The organism is Acinetobacter sedimenti, assembly GCF_022601685.1.
In the GTDB taxonomy this organism is placed as follows: Bacteria; Pseudomonadota; Gammaproteobacteria; order Pseudomonadales; family Moraxellaceae; genus Acinetobacter; species Acinetobacter sedimenti.
In genome coordinates this window covers 25,521-43,575 of the sequence record NZ_JAKUML010000005.1, presented here as the reverse complement: position 1 = coordinate 43,575, position 18,055 = coordinate 25,521, and the positions used below count along the sequence as shown (strand labels likewise).

At 41.7% G+C, this 18,055-nt stretch carries 16 protein-coding genes; 6 read left to right on the top strand and 10 right to left on the bottom strand.

Annotation, left to right across the window (positions count from 1 at the left end; translation table 11 throughout):
* Window positions 1–107: 107 nt before the first annotated feature.
* From gmk to bfr, 6 genes are all read left to right on the top strand, one after another.
* Window positions 108–731, top strand: coding sequence for a guanylate kinase (gene gmk, locus MKI79_RS04140; protein ID WP_241570803.1), 624 nt, complete (start codon window positions 108–110; stop codon window positions 729–731).
* A 111-nt stretch (window positions 732–842) separates the two neighbouring features.
* Entirely contained in the window at window positions 843–1,121 is a 279-nt protein-coding gene (rpoZ, locus tag MKI79_RS04135) for a DNA-directed RNA polymerase subunit omega (protein WP_241570802.1), read from the top strand.
* A 335-nt stretch (window positions 1,122–1,456) separates the two neighbouring features.
* Entirely contained in the window at window positions 1,457–3,559 is a 2,103-nt protein-coding gene (locus tag MKI79_RS04130; protein WP_241570801.1) for a RelA/SpoT family protein, read from the top strand.
* Between the two features lie 48 nt (window positions 3,560–3,607).
* A complete protein-coding gene (locus MKI79_RS04125) occupies window positions 3,608–3,991 on the top strand; it encodes a RidA family protein (RefSeq protein ID WP_241570800.1) in 384 nt (127 codons plus the stop codon).
* A 159-nt stretch (window positions 3,992–4,150) separates the two neighbouring features.
* Window positions 4,151–4,345: a bacterioferritin-associated ferredoxin gene (locus MKI79_RS04120; RefSeq protein ID WP_241570799.1), complete on the top strand. Its 195-nt coding sequence runs from the start codon at window positions 4,151–4,153 to the stop codon at window positions 4,343–4,345.
* A gap of 256 nt (window positions 4,346–4,601) precedes the next feature.
* Window positions 4,602–5,075 (top strand): heteropolymeric bacterioferritin subunit Bfr, encoded by a 474-nt coding sequence (gene bfr / locus MKI79_RS04115; protein WP_241570798.1) that lies wholly within the window; start codon window positions 4,602–4,604, stop codon window positions 5,073–5,075.
* A 70-nt stretch (window positions 5,076–5,145) separates the two neighbouring features.
* Here bfr and tfpZ read toward each other — a convergent pair whose 3' ends face one another.
* From tfpZ to aroB, 10 genes are all read right to left on the bottom strand, one after another.
* Complete coding sequence (gene tfpZ, locus MKI79_RS04110) at window positions 5,146–5,871, bottom strand: TfpX/TfpZ family type IV pilin accessory protein (RefSeq protein WP_241570797.1); 726 nt, start codon at window positions 5,869–5,871, stop codon at window positions 5,146–5,148.
* 45 nt (window positions 5,872–5,916) lie between these two features.
* Window positions 5,917–6,270 (bottom strand): pilin, encoded by a 354-nt coding sequence (locus tag MKI79_RS11695; RefSeq protein ID WP_322111811.1) that lies wholly within the window; start codon window positions 6,268–6,270, stop codon window positions 5,917–5,919.
* Between the two features lie 201 nt (window positions 6,271–6,471).
* Window positions 6,472–6,822 carry a prepilin-type N-terminal cleavage/methylation domain-containing protein gene (locus MKI79_RS11655; RefSeq protein ID WP_274619063.1) on the bottom strand — a complete coding sequence of 117 codons (351 nt, stop codon included), beginning with the start codon at window positions 6,820–6,822 and terminating at the stop codon, window positions 6,472–6,474.
* Window positions 6,823–7,057: 235 nt separating this feature from the next.
* The gene (locus MKI79_RS04095) at window positions 7,058–7,681 is read right to left on the bottom strand and encodes a TPM domain-containing protein (RefSeq protein WP_241570796.1); all 624 of its coding nucleotides are present in this window, start codon (window positions 7,679–7,681) and stop codon (window positions 7,058–7,060) included.
* Window positions 7,675–8,826, bottom strand: a complete 1,152-nt coding sequence (locus MKI79_RS04090) for a TPM domain-containing protein (protein WP_241570795.1) — start codon at window positions 8,824–8,826, stop codon at window positions 7,675–7,677. The genes MKI79_RS04095 and MKI79_RS04090 overlap by 7 nt, the downstream gene beginning before the upstream one ends.
* Before the next feature lie 37 nt (window positions 8,827–8,863).
* Window positions 8,864–9,454 carry a LemA family protein gene (locus tag MKI79_RS04085; RefSeq protein ID WP_241570794.1) on the bottom strand — a complete coding sequence of 197 codons (591 nt, stop codon included), beginning with the start codon at window positions 9,452–9,454 and terminating at the stop codon, window positions 8,864–8,866.
* Between the two features lie 159 nt (window positions 9,455–9,613).
* Window positions 9,614–11,035, bottom strand: a complete 1,422-nt coding sequence (locus MKI79_RS04080; protein ID WP_241570793.1) for an FAD-dependent oxidoreductase — start codon at window positions 11,033–11,035, stop codon at window positions 9,614–9,616.
* Between the two features lie 76 nt (window positions 11,036–11,111).
* Entirely contained in the window at window positions 11,112–15,593 is a 4,482-nt protein-coding gene (gene gltB, locus MKI79_RS04075) for a glutamate synthase large subunit (RefSeq protein WP_241570906.1), read from the bottom strand.
* Window positions 15,594–16,081: 488 nt separating this feature from the next.
* The gene (locus MKI79_RS04070) at window positions 16,082–16,960 is read right to left on the bottom strand and encodes a hypothetical protein (RefSeq protein ID WP_241570792.1); all 879 of its coding nucleotides are present in this window, start codon (window positions 16,958–16,960) and stop codon (window positions 16,082–16,084) included.
* 11 nt (window positions 16,961–16,971) lie between these two features.
* Window positions 16,972–18,054, bottom strand: a complete 1,083-nt coding sequence (gene aroB / locus MKI79_RS04065) for a 3-dehydroquinate synthase (RefSeq protein ID WP_241570791.1) — start codon at window positions 18,052–18,054, stop codon at window positions 16,972–16,974.
* Window position 18,055: the final 1 nt, after the last annotated feature.

Sequence of the window (18,055 nt, the reverse complement as noted above, 5' to 3'; positions counted from 1 at the left end):
TGATCGCAATGTCAATTTAATTGCGTCAAATTACTGCAATGTGGGTTTAGTTTCGAAAGACATTCTACTACAATCTCCACTATAAATATGATACAGGAAAATTTCGCATGTCGGGTTTACTTTTTGTGGTTGCCGCTGCATCTGGCACAGGCAAAACTTCACTGGTAAAAGCATTACTCGATCGCACGAGCAATCTACATGTGTCTGTATCACACACCACTCGCCCGAAACGCAATGGTGAGTTGGATGGCATTCATTATCATTTTATTGAAAAAGACAGCTTTACTGCGCAAATCGAGCAAGGTGGATTTATCGAATATGCCGAAGTATTTGGCAATTATTACGGCACATCACAGCGCACCGTTGAAGAACAACTCAAGCAAGGTCATGACGTGTTGCTAGAAATTGACTGGCAAGGCGCATCTCAAGTCCGTAAACTATTCCCAAAATCAATTCAAATTTTCATTCTTCCGCCAAGTCAGTACGATCTACGCCAACGCCTTTCCAATCGTGGTACAGATAGCGTAGAGGTGATTGAACATCGCCTGAGTTGTGCCGTTTCTGACATGCAACAATATGTCAATTTTGACTATATTATTATCAATGATTCTTTTGATCGCGCTTTGCATGAGCTAGAATCAGTCATTACTGCGAATCGCATGACCCTCACCCAACAAGCCAATCGCCATAGCGATTTAATTCAAAATCTACTTACTCCTCAAGTTAAATAAAGTACTTCAATTGCCTGCCAAAAACTTAAGTTCAAACATTCAGCTTGAGTCACCGCATCAATTTGGCTATAATTTGCGACTATTTTAAATTTGAATATTACAGGGCAGATCATGGCACGCGTAACTGTTGAAGATTGCTTAGAAAATGTAGACAACCGTTTTGAGTTGGTTTTGGTTGCAAGCAAACGTGCCCGTCAAATCGCACGTCAAGGCGTAGAGCCGACTGTAGAATGGGATAATGACAAACCTTCTGTAGTTGCACTTCGTGAAATCGCTGAAGGTCATATCAATAAAGATATCTTAAAGCAACGTGATCAAGACCTTGAGCACAACCAGTTTGATATGGCGCTCTCAACCGATGCAATCAACCTAGACAACTTTAGCTTTTAACTCTAGTTTCTAAGTTTTAGCTTTTCAGCTTTGACCTCTAAAGTCGCAATTGTTTATCCGTTTTTAAAAGCCAATGCCTAAGTTGCATTGGTTTTTTATTTTATGATTTGAAATTCATATTTTTTTACTTATACCGCTTTTGATGAACAGATTTTCGTTTCAAACTTGACTCCTCTCAGCAATTTCACAGCATTGTTCAAATCGAAACAAAGCCTTAAATTACAGCCGACATAATAGACAATTTAGCAAAAAATATTTGACAACTCAGACGTTTTGCTTTTCATTATAGGGTGAGTAATTTTTTGCAAAAAATCAGCTTTTAGGATCCATCTTTTATGCCAGGTGATGCCGTCAGCCATGCCAAGCAACAGCTCCAATCCATCATTACACCGTACTTATCCCCCGATAAAGTAGCCGCAGTGATGGAGGCAAGTGACTTCGCAGATGAAGCACATGCAGGAGTGACGCGAAAAAGCGGTGAGCCATATATTCTCCATCCGATTGCGGTGGCGTGTTTACTTGCCCATATGCGCATGGATGCAGATACACTTATGGCTGCTCTCTTACATGATGTCATCGAAGATACTGAAGTCAATAAAGAACAAATTACCGAACGTTTTAATGCCACTGTGGCACATTTGGTTGATGGTGTAACAAAACTCACCAGTTCGAGTGACAAGCAATACAACAAAGCCGCTTCATTCCGCAAATTTTTGCAAGCGACCTTACACGATCCACGTGTCATTATTATTAAACTGTCTGATCGTTATCATAATATGACGACATTAGATGCTTTGCGTCCTGATAAACGTGAGCGCATCGCACGTGAAACTTTTGATATTTATGTGCCAATGGCTCGCCTTGTCGGCATGAACGAAATGGGGGACTGGCTCGAAGACCTCTGTTATCAAAATCTTGATATCGACATGTACGCCAGCATTCAGCAAGCCCTCGCAGACACCAAACTCAAACGACAAGAATATCAAAACTTTTGGGAAGAAAAGCTCAATCAAATCCTTAGCGACAACAACATTCAAGGTCGCATCAAAAAGAAAAATAATAATACCAAGCTCTTGCGCCACTTTATTAAAAACAAGCTTGACCTTAATCAGCTCACACACAGCCATACTTTTGACATTATTTTGCAACGTGTGCAAGATTGCGATGATTTAGTCAAATTAATGACTGCACAATTTACCACACTCAGCTATACCGACCATATTCGTCGCCCTATGCCTGGCGGTAATCAAGCATTATTATTAGAACTGCAAGGCGAAAAGACCTTTTTAAGCTTAAATATTCAAACCGAGTTAATGCGAAAAACTGCTCGCTTTGGCATGGTACTTGGTGAGGCCGCACCGCAAACATGTCGCTCAGCCATTCAAGCATCGCTACAAAGCTTAAATGATTTGATTGATGAAAATTGTGCAAAAACAACATTCAACGACCTGCTCGATTATTTACATCAAGAAAAAATCATCGCTTATACCCCACACGGTCATATTCACGAACTTCCTCGTGGTGCAACGGCTGTTGATTTTGCTTATGCCGCCAGTTTGTTCTTAGGCAACCATGCGGTAGGCTGTAAAATCAATGGTACGCAAAAACCACTTTCTACACCGATTCTGAATAGTCAAGTCGTCGAAATTATTACTGATGTACTTGCTACGCCAAATCCTGATTGGCTCAGCTTTATCAACACACAAAAAGCACGTCGTGCTATTCAAAACATTTTACGCGATCAAGATTTTGATGAGCAGATCTTGATTGGTCAACAAGCTTTGAATCGTGCGCTACGCATGTTTAACGACTCGATTGATCAACTTTCAGATAAAGACTGGCAATGCTTATTGGAATGGCGTCATCTTGAAACCAAAGAAGCTTTGTACGAGCAAATCGCAGTTGGCGATCTTTTACCGCAATTGGTTGCCAATCGCCTGCATCATCAACAATCAACAAAAGATGATAATACACTGATTCTAATTCAAGGTACTGAAGGCGTTGAAGTGAAATACGGACATTGTTGCAATCCTGTCTTTGGCGATCAAATCATGGGGCATCTTACTCGTCGTGGTTTAATCGTACATCGCACCAAATGCAACAATCTATTGCAAGAGCAACACAAGCACCCTGAAAACATCATGCCACTTTCATGGTATGATCAAAATCCTGAAGGCGCACGATTCAACGCTTATCTTGCGATTGATGAATCATTGAATGATGAACAAACCTCAGAGGCGATCTATCGTGCACGCAAAGCCAACGCAGGGGTTGAATCTGTTCTACACGAAAGCAATGCCACTTACTTTAATATCGTGGTGAATGATCGTCGCCATCTTGCAAGCATTATTCGCGAATTACGTATGACACTGAATTTCCCGAAAATTACCCGATTACTTATGCCTTTTGCCAATCATCAAACTGCAAAAGTCAGTTAAATAGTTTCGCATTACATTTAATTTATTAATTTTAGGAGACACACTCCCATGTCACGACAAGTTATCCATACCGAACATGCACCTGCTGCGATTGGCACATATTCTCAAGCGATCTTGGTGGATAGTACACTATACCTTTCAGGGCAAATTGGCTTAGATCCATATAGCATGGAACTTGTGGATGGGATTGAAGCGCAAATCCGTCGTGTATTTGACAATATCAAAGCTGTTTGCACTGCCGCCGATGCAAGTTTGGCGGATATTGCGAAGTTAAACATTTTCCTCACTGACCTTTCTCATTTTCAACTGGTTAATCAGATCATGGGGGAATACTTTGCACAGCCTTACCCTGCTCGTGCAGCACTCGGCGTTGCAAGCCTTCCAAAGGGCGCTCTCGTTGAAATGGATGGTATCGTTTGTATTAATAAATAAACCAGTTAACTCCACTAAAGATCACAAACTTTCGATAAAAAATAAGTTTTTGATCTTTTTTTTCGATTAAAATTAACATGAAAAACAATCAAACTTGTTGACAAACGATAACAATTATCAATAATATTACTTATCCAATTTACACATCAGGTTTGTTCGATGTACGTTTGTTTATGCCGTGGTATTACCGACCAAGATATCAAAAATGCGATGCAAAATGGCGCAGAAAGCATTCGTGACGTCCGTGAAATGCTTGATCTTGGTACGTGTTGTGGGCGTTGCGTTCCTGAAGCAAAAGCGATTATTTCTGAAGAACTTGCGGAAATCGCAGTACGAATCTCTGTTGCAGCTTAACACGATTTAGAAGCAACCATTACAACCAAATAAATAATCAAAATCACAAACTACTCCTCCCCCGCCATGACTCAAGGCGGGTTTATTTTTATCACCATTTTGTGACCTTTAGCTTGCTGATGCTGAGCTTTGTTCACAGCCATATTCATTTTTATTCTCATTTGCTGTTCTAAAAAGTCCTCGCACCGTAGCTTTGAAACGCTTAGACTATTTATAAATTAAGATTTTGAAGTTTTCTATATTTTGGAGTGGTGATATGCAAGGCAGTAAGCAAGTCATTCAGCAGTTGAACCAAGTGCTTTTTCATGAGTTGACTGCAATCAATCAGTATTTTTTGCATTCACGCATGTTTAACGACTGGGGTATCGAAGGTCTCGGCGAAGCGGAATATAAAGAATCAATCCGTCAGATGAAGCATGCGGATAAAGTCATTGAGCGCATTCTGTTCTTAGAAGGTCTTCCAAACCTACAACATCTCGGCAAGCTCTATATTGGACAACATACCGAAGAAGTGTTGAAATGTGATGTACGCAAAGCCAAAGAAAATATCGAAGCGTTACAATCTGCGGTCAAAATGGCTGAGCAAGAGATGGATTATGTTACTCGTGATTTACTTCGTAGCATCTTAGAAAAAGACGAAGACTATCTCGACTGGGCAGATACACAGCTTGATCTGATCGGAAAAGTCGGTATTGAGAACTTTATTCAGAAGAATATGGAAGAAGAATAATTTTTCATTTGCTCAAAAAAATCCCGCTGAATGCGGGATTTTTTATGTGCTATAACAGCTAATTTCAATGTTATTTCCATGGTCGAAGATCGACGATTTTAACCACTTCGCCTTTTTCTTTATTGATGAGCACAACCATATCCCGCATTGGAGCAGACAGCCCAACCCATGAATCTGCTTGTGGATATTTTTTAACCACCTTATCTACCTTGCTTTTATCATTATAGTGCTCAAGAAACTTTATAGGTAATGCACTAAACTGCATACGCAATTTTGCACTCGATAGATTTGTATAATAAATAGGATAACGACTCGCTGTACTTTGCGATGAGGAATGTAGCAATGCTTGCATTGTTGGTTTCAGGTCGGCATTTAAACTCACGTATTGGGGCTTAAACAAAGAAGGTTTTTGATACTCAGGTTTTGCCTGTTCAATATTTTTCGTTTCTATTTCGCTATTCTTTATAACTGTAAATGTAGCTGTATCATAAACAATCCATACTGGACGCCCTTCCGCAATACTATAAATACCATAACCTAAAGCACTTAATTGCAAAATAACAACCGTAGCTAAATCAAATTTTAATGTCTTCTTACCCTCTTTATAGACCAACAATCCCAACAAAGGCCCCAAAATAACATCAATAACTACCAACATTAAAAAGAGCTGTGTTACCCCCAAGGCTTTTCCTAAAGGTGTTGGATACCAAATCAGGAAAACTAAACCAACTACCAATAAAGCAATAGCGATGGAGACAGATAAATGACCTAGGAAAAACTTTAAACGCTTGGACATATTTTTATAATTCTCAATTCCTTAAAACTATAACTCTAAATACCACTAAGGCAAAATTACACAAGACACGCCATTTGGCAGATTACACTCGATCGTTGCTCCACCTGGATGTTTAGCTATTGCTGTGATTTTTTGCATAGTATCTAATGTCCAACCCGAGGCATCTGTAACCGATTCACAAGCTTTAATCACTGGAGAATTCGGATCAGTACCATCTGTTTGATCAAATAGTGCATATGCAACTGAATTACTGTAACCTTTTGCTTCATACATACAAGCTCGATTCGCTGACAAAGCTGCATGTTTATTATAAGCAGGAATCGCTATTGCCGCCAAAATACCAAGAATAGCAACTGTAATCATTAATTCAATAAGTGTAAATCCTTTTATACTATACATGTCACACTCCCCAAATCATTATGATAATTTGTAACGCAAAAATCATACCAAAAAAATAATATTAAAAATCAATAGGTAGAATATCTTATAGATGTCTTTTTTTGTCAGTATTTACCCTTATCTGATATTAAGTTGTTTTATGAAAAATTTGAATAAAAAAACCTTAACACAAGGTTAAGGCTTTTTTGTATCTAATCAAAATTAACTCAATGTACAAGTCGCACCTTTTTCCAAATCACAAGTAACCGATGTTTTATTACCATTTCGGATAGTTCCTACAACATCATCACCTACAGCAGTAGGAGTAGTAATGTTTGAACATGCACTAATTGTTGGTGCTGTAATTGTTGGACCACCAGTCGAACCGAACATTGGATCTAAGAAGGTTGCCATCGCAGTATTTGCATAAGCTTTTGTTTCAGCCAAGCATGACTTATCAGACGCATTACGTGTATAGTTCTGATAAGCAGGAATCGCAATTGCTGCCAAGATACCGATGATCGCTACAACAATCATCAATTCGATAAGTGTAAAACCCTTTTGAACGTTCATATTGTTCTCCCTAGAGAATATGTTTGATTTGTTACTTAGTTAGCTAGTTTAGCTATGTTATAAATATTGCATAAGTTGTGCCAACTTTATGCTAATTCAGATTTATATTATAAAACAAACTCTTAAACAACCCATTTTTTAAATTATTTGTAGCTCCGTGATTTTTATCACATTTTATTTGCAATGGATTGACAATATTTGTCACTATTTGGCTTTTTTGATTGTATCTATCGGCTTATAAAAGCTTCGGCATATCTGACAATTCATTACCTTTCGGATCAACTTTTTGTTCTGAATCTTTACTTTCATGTTGAATATAGAATTGATGCAAGGTTTCACCCAGTTGCTCGACCGCATGACAGATGCCATCGGCGAATTGGTGTTTCTTAAAGAATGGTAGCATCGACTGACAGATTGTTTGCCAATATTCATCAGTGACCGCTTGGTGAATGCCTCGATCTGCCACAATCTCGACATCATGATCACAGAGATTGAGATAGATCAGTACGCCACTATTATATTCGGTGTCCCACACTCGATGCTCGGCAAAGAGTTGCTCGGCACGTTGCTGACAGTTGTACTGAAATGCCACGTCACTGGATAAGCTTCCCTCAACGATCACTTGGATTTCACCACGATGTCCATGCTCTGCATCTCGAATGCTATCTGCGATTTGCTGTGCTTGAATGGGATTAATCACGCTTTTACTGGATTTAAAATAAAACACGTGCTTCAACCATCGTTTTAAACTTGGCTGTGCTTGGCTTTGACTGTGTCGTGTGGTGAAGATTGTTTCATCATCTACGTGTTTGATCGTGCTGTCCACAATCGTGTTATTTTGCGTTGTTTGTTTTACCATGAGCCTGATGCTCCTCCACCGCCAAAGCTACCACCACCCCCACTGTAGCCCCCACCACCAAATCCACCGCCACTGCTTCCGCCTCCTCCACGACCTCCACCGCTCAAGAATGCTTGGAAAAGAATTTGTGCAAGCGAGCTAATCACGAGGAAAAACATGCCAAAACCAAGTGCCAAGCTCATGGTTAAACCAATACCATTCACCATACCCAATGCTGTGCCTGCGACACCTGCACCGAGTGCTGAGATTTTCCGACCGAACCATGCCGATGCGATCACCGCACCTACGAGTATAAACAGTGAAAATCCAAAAGTATTTTGCTGTGCTTGCTGTTGCTGATGGGCTTCGGCTTGACGTTGTTTGAGTTCTTCAGCCGCTTGTTGTGCCACTTCAGGGTCTTGACTGAGGATACGATCTATTTCCCCCAAAGCGTCATTTAAGCCTTGTGCATATTGCTGTTGTTGGAATTGTGGCTTGATCTGATTTTGAATAATACGATGGGTAATAATGTCTGGGAGCACGCCTTCCAAGCCGTAGCCTGTCAAGATCTGAATGCGTCGATCATTCAGCGCTACGACAATGAGCAAACCATTATCACGCTCGGCTGAGCCTAACTTCCACTCATCAGCGACACGCATACCGTATTGAAAAATATCTTCTTGTCCCGTGCTAGGGACGATAACGATGCCAACCTGCGCCTTACCTTGTTGGTAGATATTTTGAATCTTTTGCGTCAGCTGTGCGTTTTCAGCCGAACTTAACACATTGGATTGATCAATGATCGGTGCATTGAGCTGTGCAGGTAGTTCACGTTGAACGATACTTTCATCAGGTGATGCTGTATCGGTTGCAGTTGCTGTCGTTGATGCACTGTTTTGTTGGTTATCGCTTTGTTGATTTACTTGTTGACTACTTTTTGATTGATTATTTTGCTGATTAATCTGTGGAATCGCTTGATGATCTTTTAAGACTTTTCCTGCAACAATAATTTCTTCAACATCGCTATCAATAGCAACTGCTTCTTCCGCATAGCTATTTTGCGATGATAACGCTGTGAATAAAATGCTTAAGCACAGTACAAAGCATACAAGAACAATCTTCCATGCCACTGTATTGGATTGTTGAAGCCACACCCGAATAGCCATCTTTTAAATAATCCAATTGAATTGAATCACTAACGAATTATTCAAAACTAACCGTTGGCGCAGTTGAAGCACCTGCATCTGCTTTAAAGTTTGGCTTGGTATCCATGCCAATCACTTTTGCGGTCATCATTTGCGGGAACTGGCGTGCATAGCTATTAAAGTCTTGCACACTACTGATATAGCGATTACGTGCTACAGCGATACGGTTTTCCGTGCCTTCGAGTTGGACTTGTAAGGCTTGGAATTGTTCATTGGCTTTCAGATCAGGATAATTTTCTGATACTGCGATCAAGCGAGATAATGCACCTGTCAGTTGCGCCTGTGCTTGTTGGTATTTTTCAAAAAGTGCAGGATCGTTCAGCACTTCCGCATCGACTTTTAGCCCTGCAACATTCGAGCGAGCCTGCGTGACTTCAGTTAATACTTTTTCTTCATGTGCAGCATAACCTTTCACCACATTCACCAAATTTGGCACAAGATCGGCACGGCGTTGATATTGGTTTTCCACCTCAGACCATGACGCAGTGACCGATTCATCTTTGATTTGCAAAGTGTTGTAGCCACAGCCTGTTAAGCTTAGACTCGCCACCAAAGCAGTTGCCGTCATTGTTTTTTTTAATGCATTCATAAGACTACCCGAATTGTTCATTAATTTTCTTGAGTTATCTCAGTGTATCAATTCAAAATGATTTTTCTATTTCAATTTGTATTTTTTCAAAATATCACATGCAAAAAAGCCCACTGAGGTGAGCTTTCTTTGAGAGATAATCACTGTTGCAACAATTGCTTAAACGTCTAAATAATCCAAAATGCCTTCTGCAGCTTGACGACCTTCCCAAATCGCAGTCACGACAAGATCAGAACCACGCACCATATCGCCACCAGCGAAGATTTTTGGATTCGATGTTTGGAATTTATACGTTTGCTCTTCCGCAGCCAATACACGCCCAGAACCATCTAAGTCAATTTTCACATCAGCAAACCAATCCGCAGGACTTGGACGGAAACCAAATGCAAGCAATACTGCATCTGCAGGCAAGATTTCTTCTGAATTTGGTACAGGCTCAGGACTACGACGACCACGACTATCAGGCTCGCCAAGTTGAGTCGTGACTACTTTCACACCAGTGACTTTGCCATTTTCACCAACAATTTCAATCGGTTGACGGTTAAACAAGAAGTTTACACCCTCTTCACGTGCATTTTTCACTTCACGTACCGAACCCGGCATATTCGCTTCATCACGGCGATATGCACAGCTCACCGACGCTGCATTTTGACGGATCGATGTACGGTTACAATCCATCGCCGTATCACCACCACCAAGCACGATGACTTTTTTGCCTTCAACACTGACATATTCGCTTGGATCAGTTTCCCACCCTTGGCAACGATTGACATTGGCGATCAAGAAATCCAGTGCATCATACACGCCATTCAAGTCTTCACCTGGGAAGCCACCTTTCATATAGGTATATGTCCCCATGCCCATGAATACGGCATCGTATTCCGTAAGCAATTGGTCAATGGTCACATCTTTACCAATTTCAGTATTCAAACGGAATTCCATGCCCATGCCTGTGAAAATCTCACGGCGACGCTTCATCACGTCTTTTTCCATTTTGAATTCTGGAATACCAAAAGTCAGAAGACCGCCAATCTCAGGACGCTTATCAAACAAAACTGGCTTCACGCCGTTACGCACCAAAATATCAGCACAACCCAGACCCGCAGGACCAGCACCGATAATGGCAACTTTTTTATCTGTCCACTTCACCTGTGACATATCTGGACGCCAGCCAAGTGCAAAGGCGGTGTCATTGATATATTTTTCAGCATTACCAATCGTGACAGCACCAAAGCCGTCATTCAATGTACATGCACCCTCACACAGGCGATCTTGCGGACAAACACGACCACACACTTCGGGTAAGGTATTGGTTTGGTGGCACAATTCTGCCGCTTGGAAAATACGACCCTCAGCAATCAATTTCAACCAGTTCGGAATGTAGTTATGTACTGGACATTTCCATTCGCAATATGGATTACCACATTCAAGGCAGCGGTGGCTTTGATTCGCTGCTACTTCTGCCGTGAATGGCTTATAAATTTCCACAAACTCTGCTTTGCGGACAGTAATATCCTTTTTATCTGGATCTTGACGAGGAACATCCAAAAATTGAAAGCTATTATTTAGGCGCTCTGCCATGTTTCTCTCCGTGGGTAGATGCAGTGGTCACAACTATTTGCTTGTGCGACCTTGCATCTGCCTATTCAATGCAGTGTTATTGTGGGTCAGCTTGTGTGGTTTTCAGCAAGGTTAGCAAGTTTGCCGCTTTTGGTTTAACGAGCCAAAATTTACGGCTGTAATAGTCAAACTCATTGCGAATCTTGTATCCCCACGCACTACCTGTTTCTTGGATATGCTCATCGAGAATCTTCATCAAGAACTGTTGATGCTCTTCCATTGATTCTGTTGAGATACGGGTCAAGTCGATCAACTCATGGTTGTAGTAATCGACAAAATCGTTATCCAAGTCAAGCACATACGCAAAACCACCTGTCATCCCTGCACCAAAGTTGTGACCAACTTTACCCAGTACAGTGACGATACCGCCTGTCATATATTCACAGCAATGGTCGCCAGCACCCTCAATGACCGCAAACGCACCTGAGTTACGTACGCCAAAACGCTCGCCTGCTGTACCCGCAGCAAATAACTTACCGCCAGTTGCACCATATAAACAGGTATTACCAATGATCGCTGTTTCCTGAGTTTGGAATGGTGAGCCTTTTGGTGGGAAGATCGACACTCGACCACCTGCCATGCCTTTACCGACATAGTCATTGGCATCACCTTCAAGCTTGATATGCAGACCACCCGCATTCCAAACACCCAAAGACTGTCCTGCTGTACCTTGCAATTTTAATGTGACAGGCGCATTACTCATGCCCAAATTGCCATGACGTTTTGCAATTTCACCTGACAAACGTGCCCCGATCGAACGGTTGCAGTTACCTACAGTGTAGTAGAACTCACCACCTTGACAGTTTTCAATCGAAGGCAACATGTCCTTGACCATTTCTTCTGCAAGCAAGCCTTTATCATGTGGTGCATTGCCCTGCACTTCACAGTATTGCGCCTTGCCATCTGCATCAGGATGCGACTCAAGCAATGGCTTTAAGTTCAAATGCTGTTGTCGCTCGGTTTCACCCGGTAAGATTTCCAACAAATCCACACGCCCGATTAAATCTTTCAATGAACGAACACCAAGCGCTGCAAGCAATTCCCGTGTTTCTTCTGCAATGAAGCGGAAGAAGTTAATCAACATCTCAGGTTCACCAATATAGTGCTCCTGACGCAAGTGATCTTGTTGAGTTGCGACACCTGTTGCACAGTTATTCAAATGGCAAATACGTAGATATTTACAACCAAGTGCGATCATTGGTGTAGAACCAAAGCCGAAGCTTTCCGCACCAAGAATTGCCGCTTTAATCACGTCTAAGCCAGTTTTCAAGCCACCATCAGTTTGCACACGTACTTTGCCACGCAAATCATTGACACGTAATGCTTGATGCGCTTCACTCAAACCAAGTTCCCACGGAGAACCCGCATGGTGGATTGATGAAATCGGTGATGCTGCAGTACCGCCGTCATAACCTGAAATGGTAATGAAATCGGCATAGGCTTTCGCCACACCCGCAGCAATCGTACCCACACCCGGCTCAGACACCAATTTCACTGAAACCATCGCACTTGGATTGACTTGTTTTAAGTCAAAAATCAACTGTGATAAGTCTTCAATCGAATAAATATCATGATGCGGCGGTGGTGAAATCAAGGTCACACCCGGTACTGAATAACGCAAACGTGCAATTAAGCCATTCACTTTACCACCTGGTAACTGACCACCCTCACCCGGTTTTGCACCCTGTGCTACTTTGATCTGCAACACTTCCGCAGATGACAAATACGCAGGCGTCACACCAAAACGACCAGAAGCAATCTGTTTGATTTTAGAGTTACGGATCGTGCCATAACGTGCAGGATCTTCACCGCCCTCACCTGAGTTCGAACGACCACCGATGGTATTCATCGCAATCGCAATCGCTTCATGCGCTTCAGGCGATAACGCACCCAAAGACATGCCCGCAGAGTCAAAGCGTGGCAAGATGTCTTCCACTGCCTCAACTTCGTCCACAGAAATTGAATTGTCAGTTTTTAACTTGAATAAATCACGAATCGTCGCCACTGGACGAGTGTTTACAAGGTTTGCATACTCTTTAAAATCTTCGTATTTTCCTGAGCGCACTGATTTGTGCAATGCATTGATCACATCAGGGTTAAAGGCATGATATTCCTTACCAAAGACAAACTTCAGCATACCACCTTGATCAATTGGCTTACGTGCTTTCCACGCCAAATCAGCCAGTTTCTTCTGATCATTTTCAAGATCGGCAAATGTCGCACCTTCAATACGGCTTGGGACACCAATAAAGCAAGTATCCACCACTTCTTTAGACAGACCAACCGCTTCAAACAATTGACCACCACGATACGAAGCCACGGTAGAAATACCCATTTTCGACAAGACTTTCAACAAGCCTTTATCAATACCTTTACGGAAGTTCGCTTGTGCTTGGATTGGATCGCCAAGTAGTTCACCTTTAGCAATCAAATCATTGATCACATCATGTGCAAGGTATGGATAGATCGCTGTTGCACCGAAGCCTAAAAGCACAGCGAATTGATGAGGACCGCGTGCCACACCTGTTTCCACCACGATATTAGCATCGGTACGTAAACCTTGCTGAATCAAGTAGTGGTGTACAGCACCAGTTACCAATACTGAATTGGCAGGCAGGTAACCTTCACGGATATTTTTATCCGAAAGAATCAAAATCGACTTGCCATCACGAATCGCTTGAGCTGACTCTTCACAGATACGTTTTATGGAAACGCCAAGTCCCTCAGACTCAGGATAGTTCAAATCAATTTCAGCTTGACCATAACCTTCACGTACAAGCGTACGAATCAAATGCATTTTTGAATTTGATAAGACAGGGCTAGAGATGATCAAACGATCTGCATGATCAGGGCTCTGTTCAAAGACATTTTGTTCACGTCCAAGACAAGTTTCTAATGACATCACGATTGATTCACGTAGTGGATCAATTGGCGGATTGGTCACCTGAGCAAACTGCTGACGGAAATAGTCTGACACATGACGCACTTGACGTGACAATACTGCCATTGGCGTATCATCACCCATTGAACCAACAGCTTCTTGACCACTTTCAGCGATTGGACGAAGTAACTGATCACGCTCTTCAAACGTCACCATAAACATTTTTTGTGCAGCTTTAAGTGCGTCACCTGTTAATCCTTTTTCAATTAGACTTTCTTCAAGCTGAACATCACCTTGCAACTTCAACGAACGATCACGCAACCATTCACGATATGGACGCATTTTTTTCAGGTGGTTGTTCACTTCTTTGGTATCTAGCACATTGCCAGTCACTGTATCGATCGCCAAGATTTGACCTGGACCGACACGACCTTTAGAAATCACATCTTCAGGTGCATAATCCCAGACACCGATTTCAGATGCCAAAGTGATATAACCATTTTTAGTAATGACCCAACGTGCTGGGCGCAAACCATTTCGATCAAGCATACAGATCGCATGGCGACCATCTTGAATCACTAGGCCCGCAGGACCATCCCAAGCTTCCATGTGTTTTGAATTAAACTCATAAAACGCACGTAAATCCGCATCCAAAGTTTCAACATTTTGCCATGCAGGTGGTACCAGCATACGAAGCGCACGGAACAAGTCCATGCCACCACCGACGAGGATTTCAAGCATATTATCTAAGCTCGAAGAGTCAGAACCAGTACGATTGACAATCGGTTTGAGATCTAACAAACCTGGAAGTAATGGGTTTTCAAACTTTGGTGTACGAGCCAATGCCCAGTTACGGTTCGCTGTAATGGTATTAATTTCACCATTGTGCGCCAAGTAACGGAAAGGCTGTGCCAACGGCCAACGTGGCAATGTATTTGTAGAGAAGCGTTGATGGAACACCACAATATGCGACTCTAAACGACGATCTGCTAAATCAGTATAAAAATCAGCAATCGCTTCAGGCATCATCAAGCCCTTATAGCTGATGACTGTCGATGCAAGTGTCGTAATATAAAAAGATGTATCGCTTTCTAAGCGTTGTTCAGCACGGCGACGTGCCAAAAATAGTTTACGATTAAACTCGTCTTCTGCCAAAGCTTGTGGATTATTCACCAAAATCTGGGCAAAAGCAGGCATTGAGCGAAGTGCAATTTCACCCAAAATATCTGGATTAGTCGGTACAGCACGCCACGTCGCAACAGTCAAATCCGCAGCTTCGATCTCTTCATTGAGAATTTTTTTCGCATGCTCTGCCAATGCAGGATCAAGATTTAAAAAGACGGTACCAACCGCAAAGATCTCGCTAAGCTCTACACCCAGTTTTTGTGCTTCTTCACGGAAAAACTGTTTTGGCATCGCCAAGAGTAAACCACAGCCGTCACCCGTCTTACCATCCGCTGCAATCCCGCCACGGTGGGTCATACAGCTCAAACTATGAATGGCTGTTTCCACCAGATGATGGCTCTGTTTGCCTTGCATATGTGCAATCAAACCAAAACCACAATTGTCTTTAAATTCATGCGGCTGATACAACCCTTTCGGTTGATCAGTGGGAGCTACAGTATTGAGCGATGGCATGTGCATAGCGTACCCTTCTAACTTCAAGATGACTCAATTGCTAAGTCAATAAACCAAAATTTCAAAAACCAAATCATTGTAAATACTTAAGAAGCAGTACAAATGTTTGATCACAACCCCAAGCCACTAAAGCCGTAAACAACCAAACTGAAATGACCGAGTCAAAACACTGTGATAACCACATGGTCAAATGTCTAGCGACGCATTTTCTCATTGAACAGGCAAGTATTGCAAACCTTCATTTGCAAGTTGATGTTTTTAGTGAGTAGGAGTATTTGTGCAGATTAAACCAATTCTGCAACGATCAATTTTATGACGATTCACACAATTAATAAAGCAAAAAATATGCCGTATAACACACATAAATACTATCTAATAAACATAGACTTACAAAACTTAAAATTATTTCTCGCACCAAAATAAAGCAATATATCGCACCAAATAAGAGCTACAGTAGATTGTTCAAAATAATGCTCCATTTTATTACACTAAAATGGATCTATAATCTCTACCGGCATTTTTCGTTCAGCACCATTTGAATTCTGATTTGAAGTTGGTGCACTTGTCGGATTTTGACCAGGCTTCACTTGCGAATGTTCAGTATCAGAGCTTTGTACTTCACCAGATTCATCTGTACGCTGAATCGTGGTCGTCGTTCCGCCTAATGACTGTGTAGCAAATGTTGACTCAGCGGTTGCTTGAGGCGCAACTTCTCTAACTTTTGGTACCGCTGCACGAGTTAACAAAATCGATTGGAGCTTGGTCGTCGAATTATTCTCATCACTCCCAAGATCATTCACCATATCTGCATACGCATTAAATTTCTCAGGCAACACTTTGACACTTTTTGGTAAACCAAAACTGACTTTTTGCGCCTCTTCAATTGCACCTTGTGTATTCTTAAACACACCATAGGTCAAAACATACTGCACATTATTATTCTTTTGATCATCTAAGCGGAAATAATGAAATTGACCTCGATCTTCACGACCATCCAAATAAGAGCGTATGACATCCTCTTCAGCAACTTTTAATAACTGTAATGTCCAAACATTTTTATTTTCAGCAATAAATGCCGACCCACGAAACTCGGGCTCGTGATCACCTGCGAGTGCATTTCGTTTTAACAAATCAATCGGTGGAACTTCTTCTTGAAAAGTACCAATTTTTTTATCTAAAAGCACTGATTGCTGCTGAGTGACACTTTGTTCTTGCTCATTTTTTACTTCAATAGGCGTTAGCTCTTTGGTCTGCCTCTCTTTAGATTGCATGATCCAAAAGATAAAAATCAACACTAAACACGCAACACCCAAACTTAACCAAATTGCCTGTTTTACATCCTGCCAAATTTTCGCCCTATTGATCATCTTTTCACCTGTTATGCAACCAAGTTATCTTGAATTGACTGAATCAATTGCGATTGCTCAAAATCTTTAGTAATCACCGCCTCACCCAAGCACTTCAATAAAACCAGACGAAGCTGACCATTTAATACTTTTTTATCATGCGCCATATACCCCAAAAACTCATCAATAGGAATCTTCGGACTTGCAATTGGCAGATTAGCTTGAATCAATACATCTTTTACACGAGCGACATCTTCTGTTGAAATCCACCCTAGTTGCTCAGATAACGATGCCGCCATCACCATACCTGTCGCCACAGCCTCTCCATGCAGCCAATTCCCATAGCCCATATAGGATTCTATAGCATGCCCATAGGTATGACCTAAATTCAGTAGCGCTCGTTCACCTTTTTCGGTTTCATCATTCGCTACAATTCGCGCCTTATGCGCACAACACCGATAAACTGCTTCAGCAAGAACTTCACGATCTCGATCTAGCAATTTCGACATATTTTGCTCAAGCCAAATTAAAAACTCAACATCACCCAATAGCGCATATTTAATAACTTCAGCCAGACCTGCAGATAACTCACGATCAGGCAACGTATCAAGTACAGCCATATCCGCAATCACAGCTTCTGGCTGCTTAAATGCACCGATCATGTTCTTTCCAAGTGGGTGGTTTATACCAGTTTTTCCCCCAACACTTGAGTCTACCTGCGAAAGCAAGGTGGTTGGAATCTGAATAAAATTGACACCACGTTGAAAAGACGCTGCCGCATAACCCGCCATATCGCCAATCACACCACCACCCAATGCCACCACTGTACAATCTCGGTTAAAATTAGCCTCTAGCAACGCATCAAAAATAAGATGTAAATGTTGAAAGTCTTTGTATTTTTCACCATCAGGTAAAATACACGTTGCAACCGTTCTACCCATCATCTGAAACTGCTTTAGATAATGTGCTAAATAAAGTTCGGCAACAGTGGTATTGGTGACAATCATCACCTGTTGTGACTGAATATATTGATCTAATAATTTTGAGCCATCTAGCTGATGACCAATAAAAATCGGATAGCGACGATCGCCCAACTCAACAAATAAGGTTTGCATG

Bases quoted from the DNA above. Each gene is read 5' to 3' on its own strand.
- gmk (WP_241570803.1), top strand. From the start codon at position 108: ATGTCGGGTTTACTTTTTGTGGTTGCCGCTGCATCTGGCACAGGCAAA.
- rpoZ (WP_241570802.1), top strand. From the start codon at position 843: ATGGCACGCGTAACTGTTGAAGATTGCTTAGAAAATGTAGACAACCGT.
- MKI79_RS04130 (WP_241570801.1), top strand. From the start codon at position 1,457: ATGCCAGGTGATGCCGTCAGCCATGCCAAGCAACAGCTCCAATCCATC.
- MKI79_RS04125 (WP_241570800.1), top strand. From the start codon at position 3,608: ATGTCACGACAAGTTATCCATACCGAACATGCACCTGCTGCGATTGGC.
- MKI79_RS04120 (WP_241570799.1), top strand. From the start codon at position 4,151: ATGTACGTTTGTTTATGCCGTGGTATTACCGACCAAGATATCAAAAAT.
- bfr (WP_241570798.1), top strand. From the start codon at position 4,602: ATGCAAGGCAGTAAGCAAGTCATTCAGCAGTTGAACCAAGTGCTTTTT.
- tfpZ (WP_241570797.1), bottom strand. From the start codon at position 5,871: ATGTCCAAGCGTTTAAAGTTTTTCCTAGGTCATTTATCTGTCTCCATC.
- MKI79_RS11695 (WP_322111811.1), bottom strand. From the start codon at position 6,270: ATGTATAGTATAAAAGGATTTACACTTATTGAATTAATGATTACAGTT.
- MKI79_RS11655 (WP_274619063.1), bottom strand. From the start codon at position 6,822: ATGAACGTTCAAAAGGGTTTTACACTTATCGAATTGATGATTGTTGTA.
- MKI79_RS04095 (WP_241570796.1), bottom strand. From the start codon at position 7,681: ATGGTAAAACAAACAACGCAAAATAACACGATTGTGGACAGCACGATC.
- MKI79_RS04090 (WP_241570795.1), bottom strand. From the start codon at position 8,826: ATGGCTATTCGGGTGTGGCTTCAACAATCCAATACAGTGGCATGGAAG.
- MKI79_RS04085 (WP_241570794.1), bottom strand. From the start codon at position 9,454: ATGAATGCATTAAAAAAAACAATGACGGCAACTGCTTTGGTGGCGAGT.
- MKI79_RS04080 (WP_241570793.1), bottom strand. From the start codon at position 11,035: ATGGCAGAGCGCCTAAATAATAGCTTTCAATTTTTGGATGTTCCTCGT.
- gltB (WP_241570906.1), bottom strand. From the start codon at position 15,593: ATGCCATCGCTCAATACTGTAGCTCCCACTGATCAACCGAAAGGGTTG.
- MKI79_RS04070 (WP_241570792.1), bottom strand. From the start codon at position 16,960: ATGATCAATAGGGCGAAAATTTGGCAGGATGTAAAACAGGCAATTTGG.
- aroB (WP_241570791.1), bottom strand. From the start codon at position 18,054: ATGCAAACCTTATTTGTTGAGTTGGGCGATCGTCGCTATCCGATTTTT.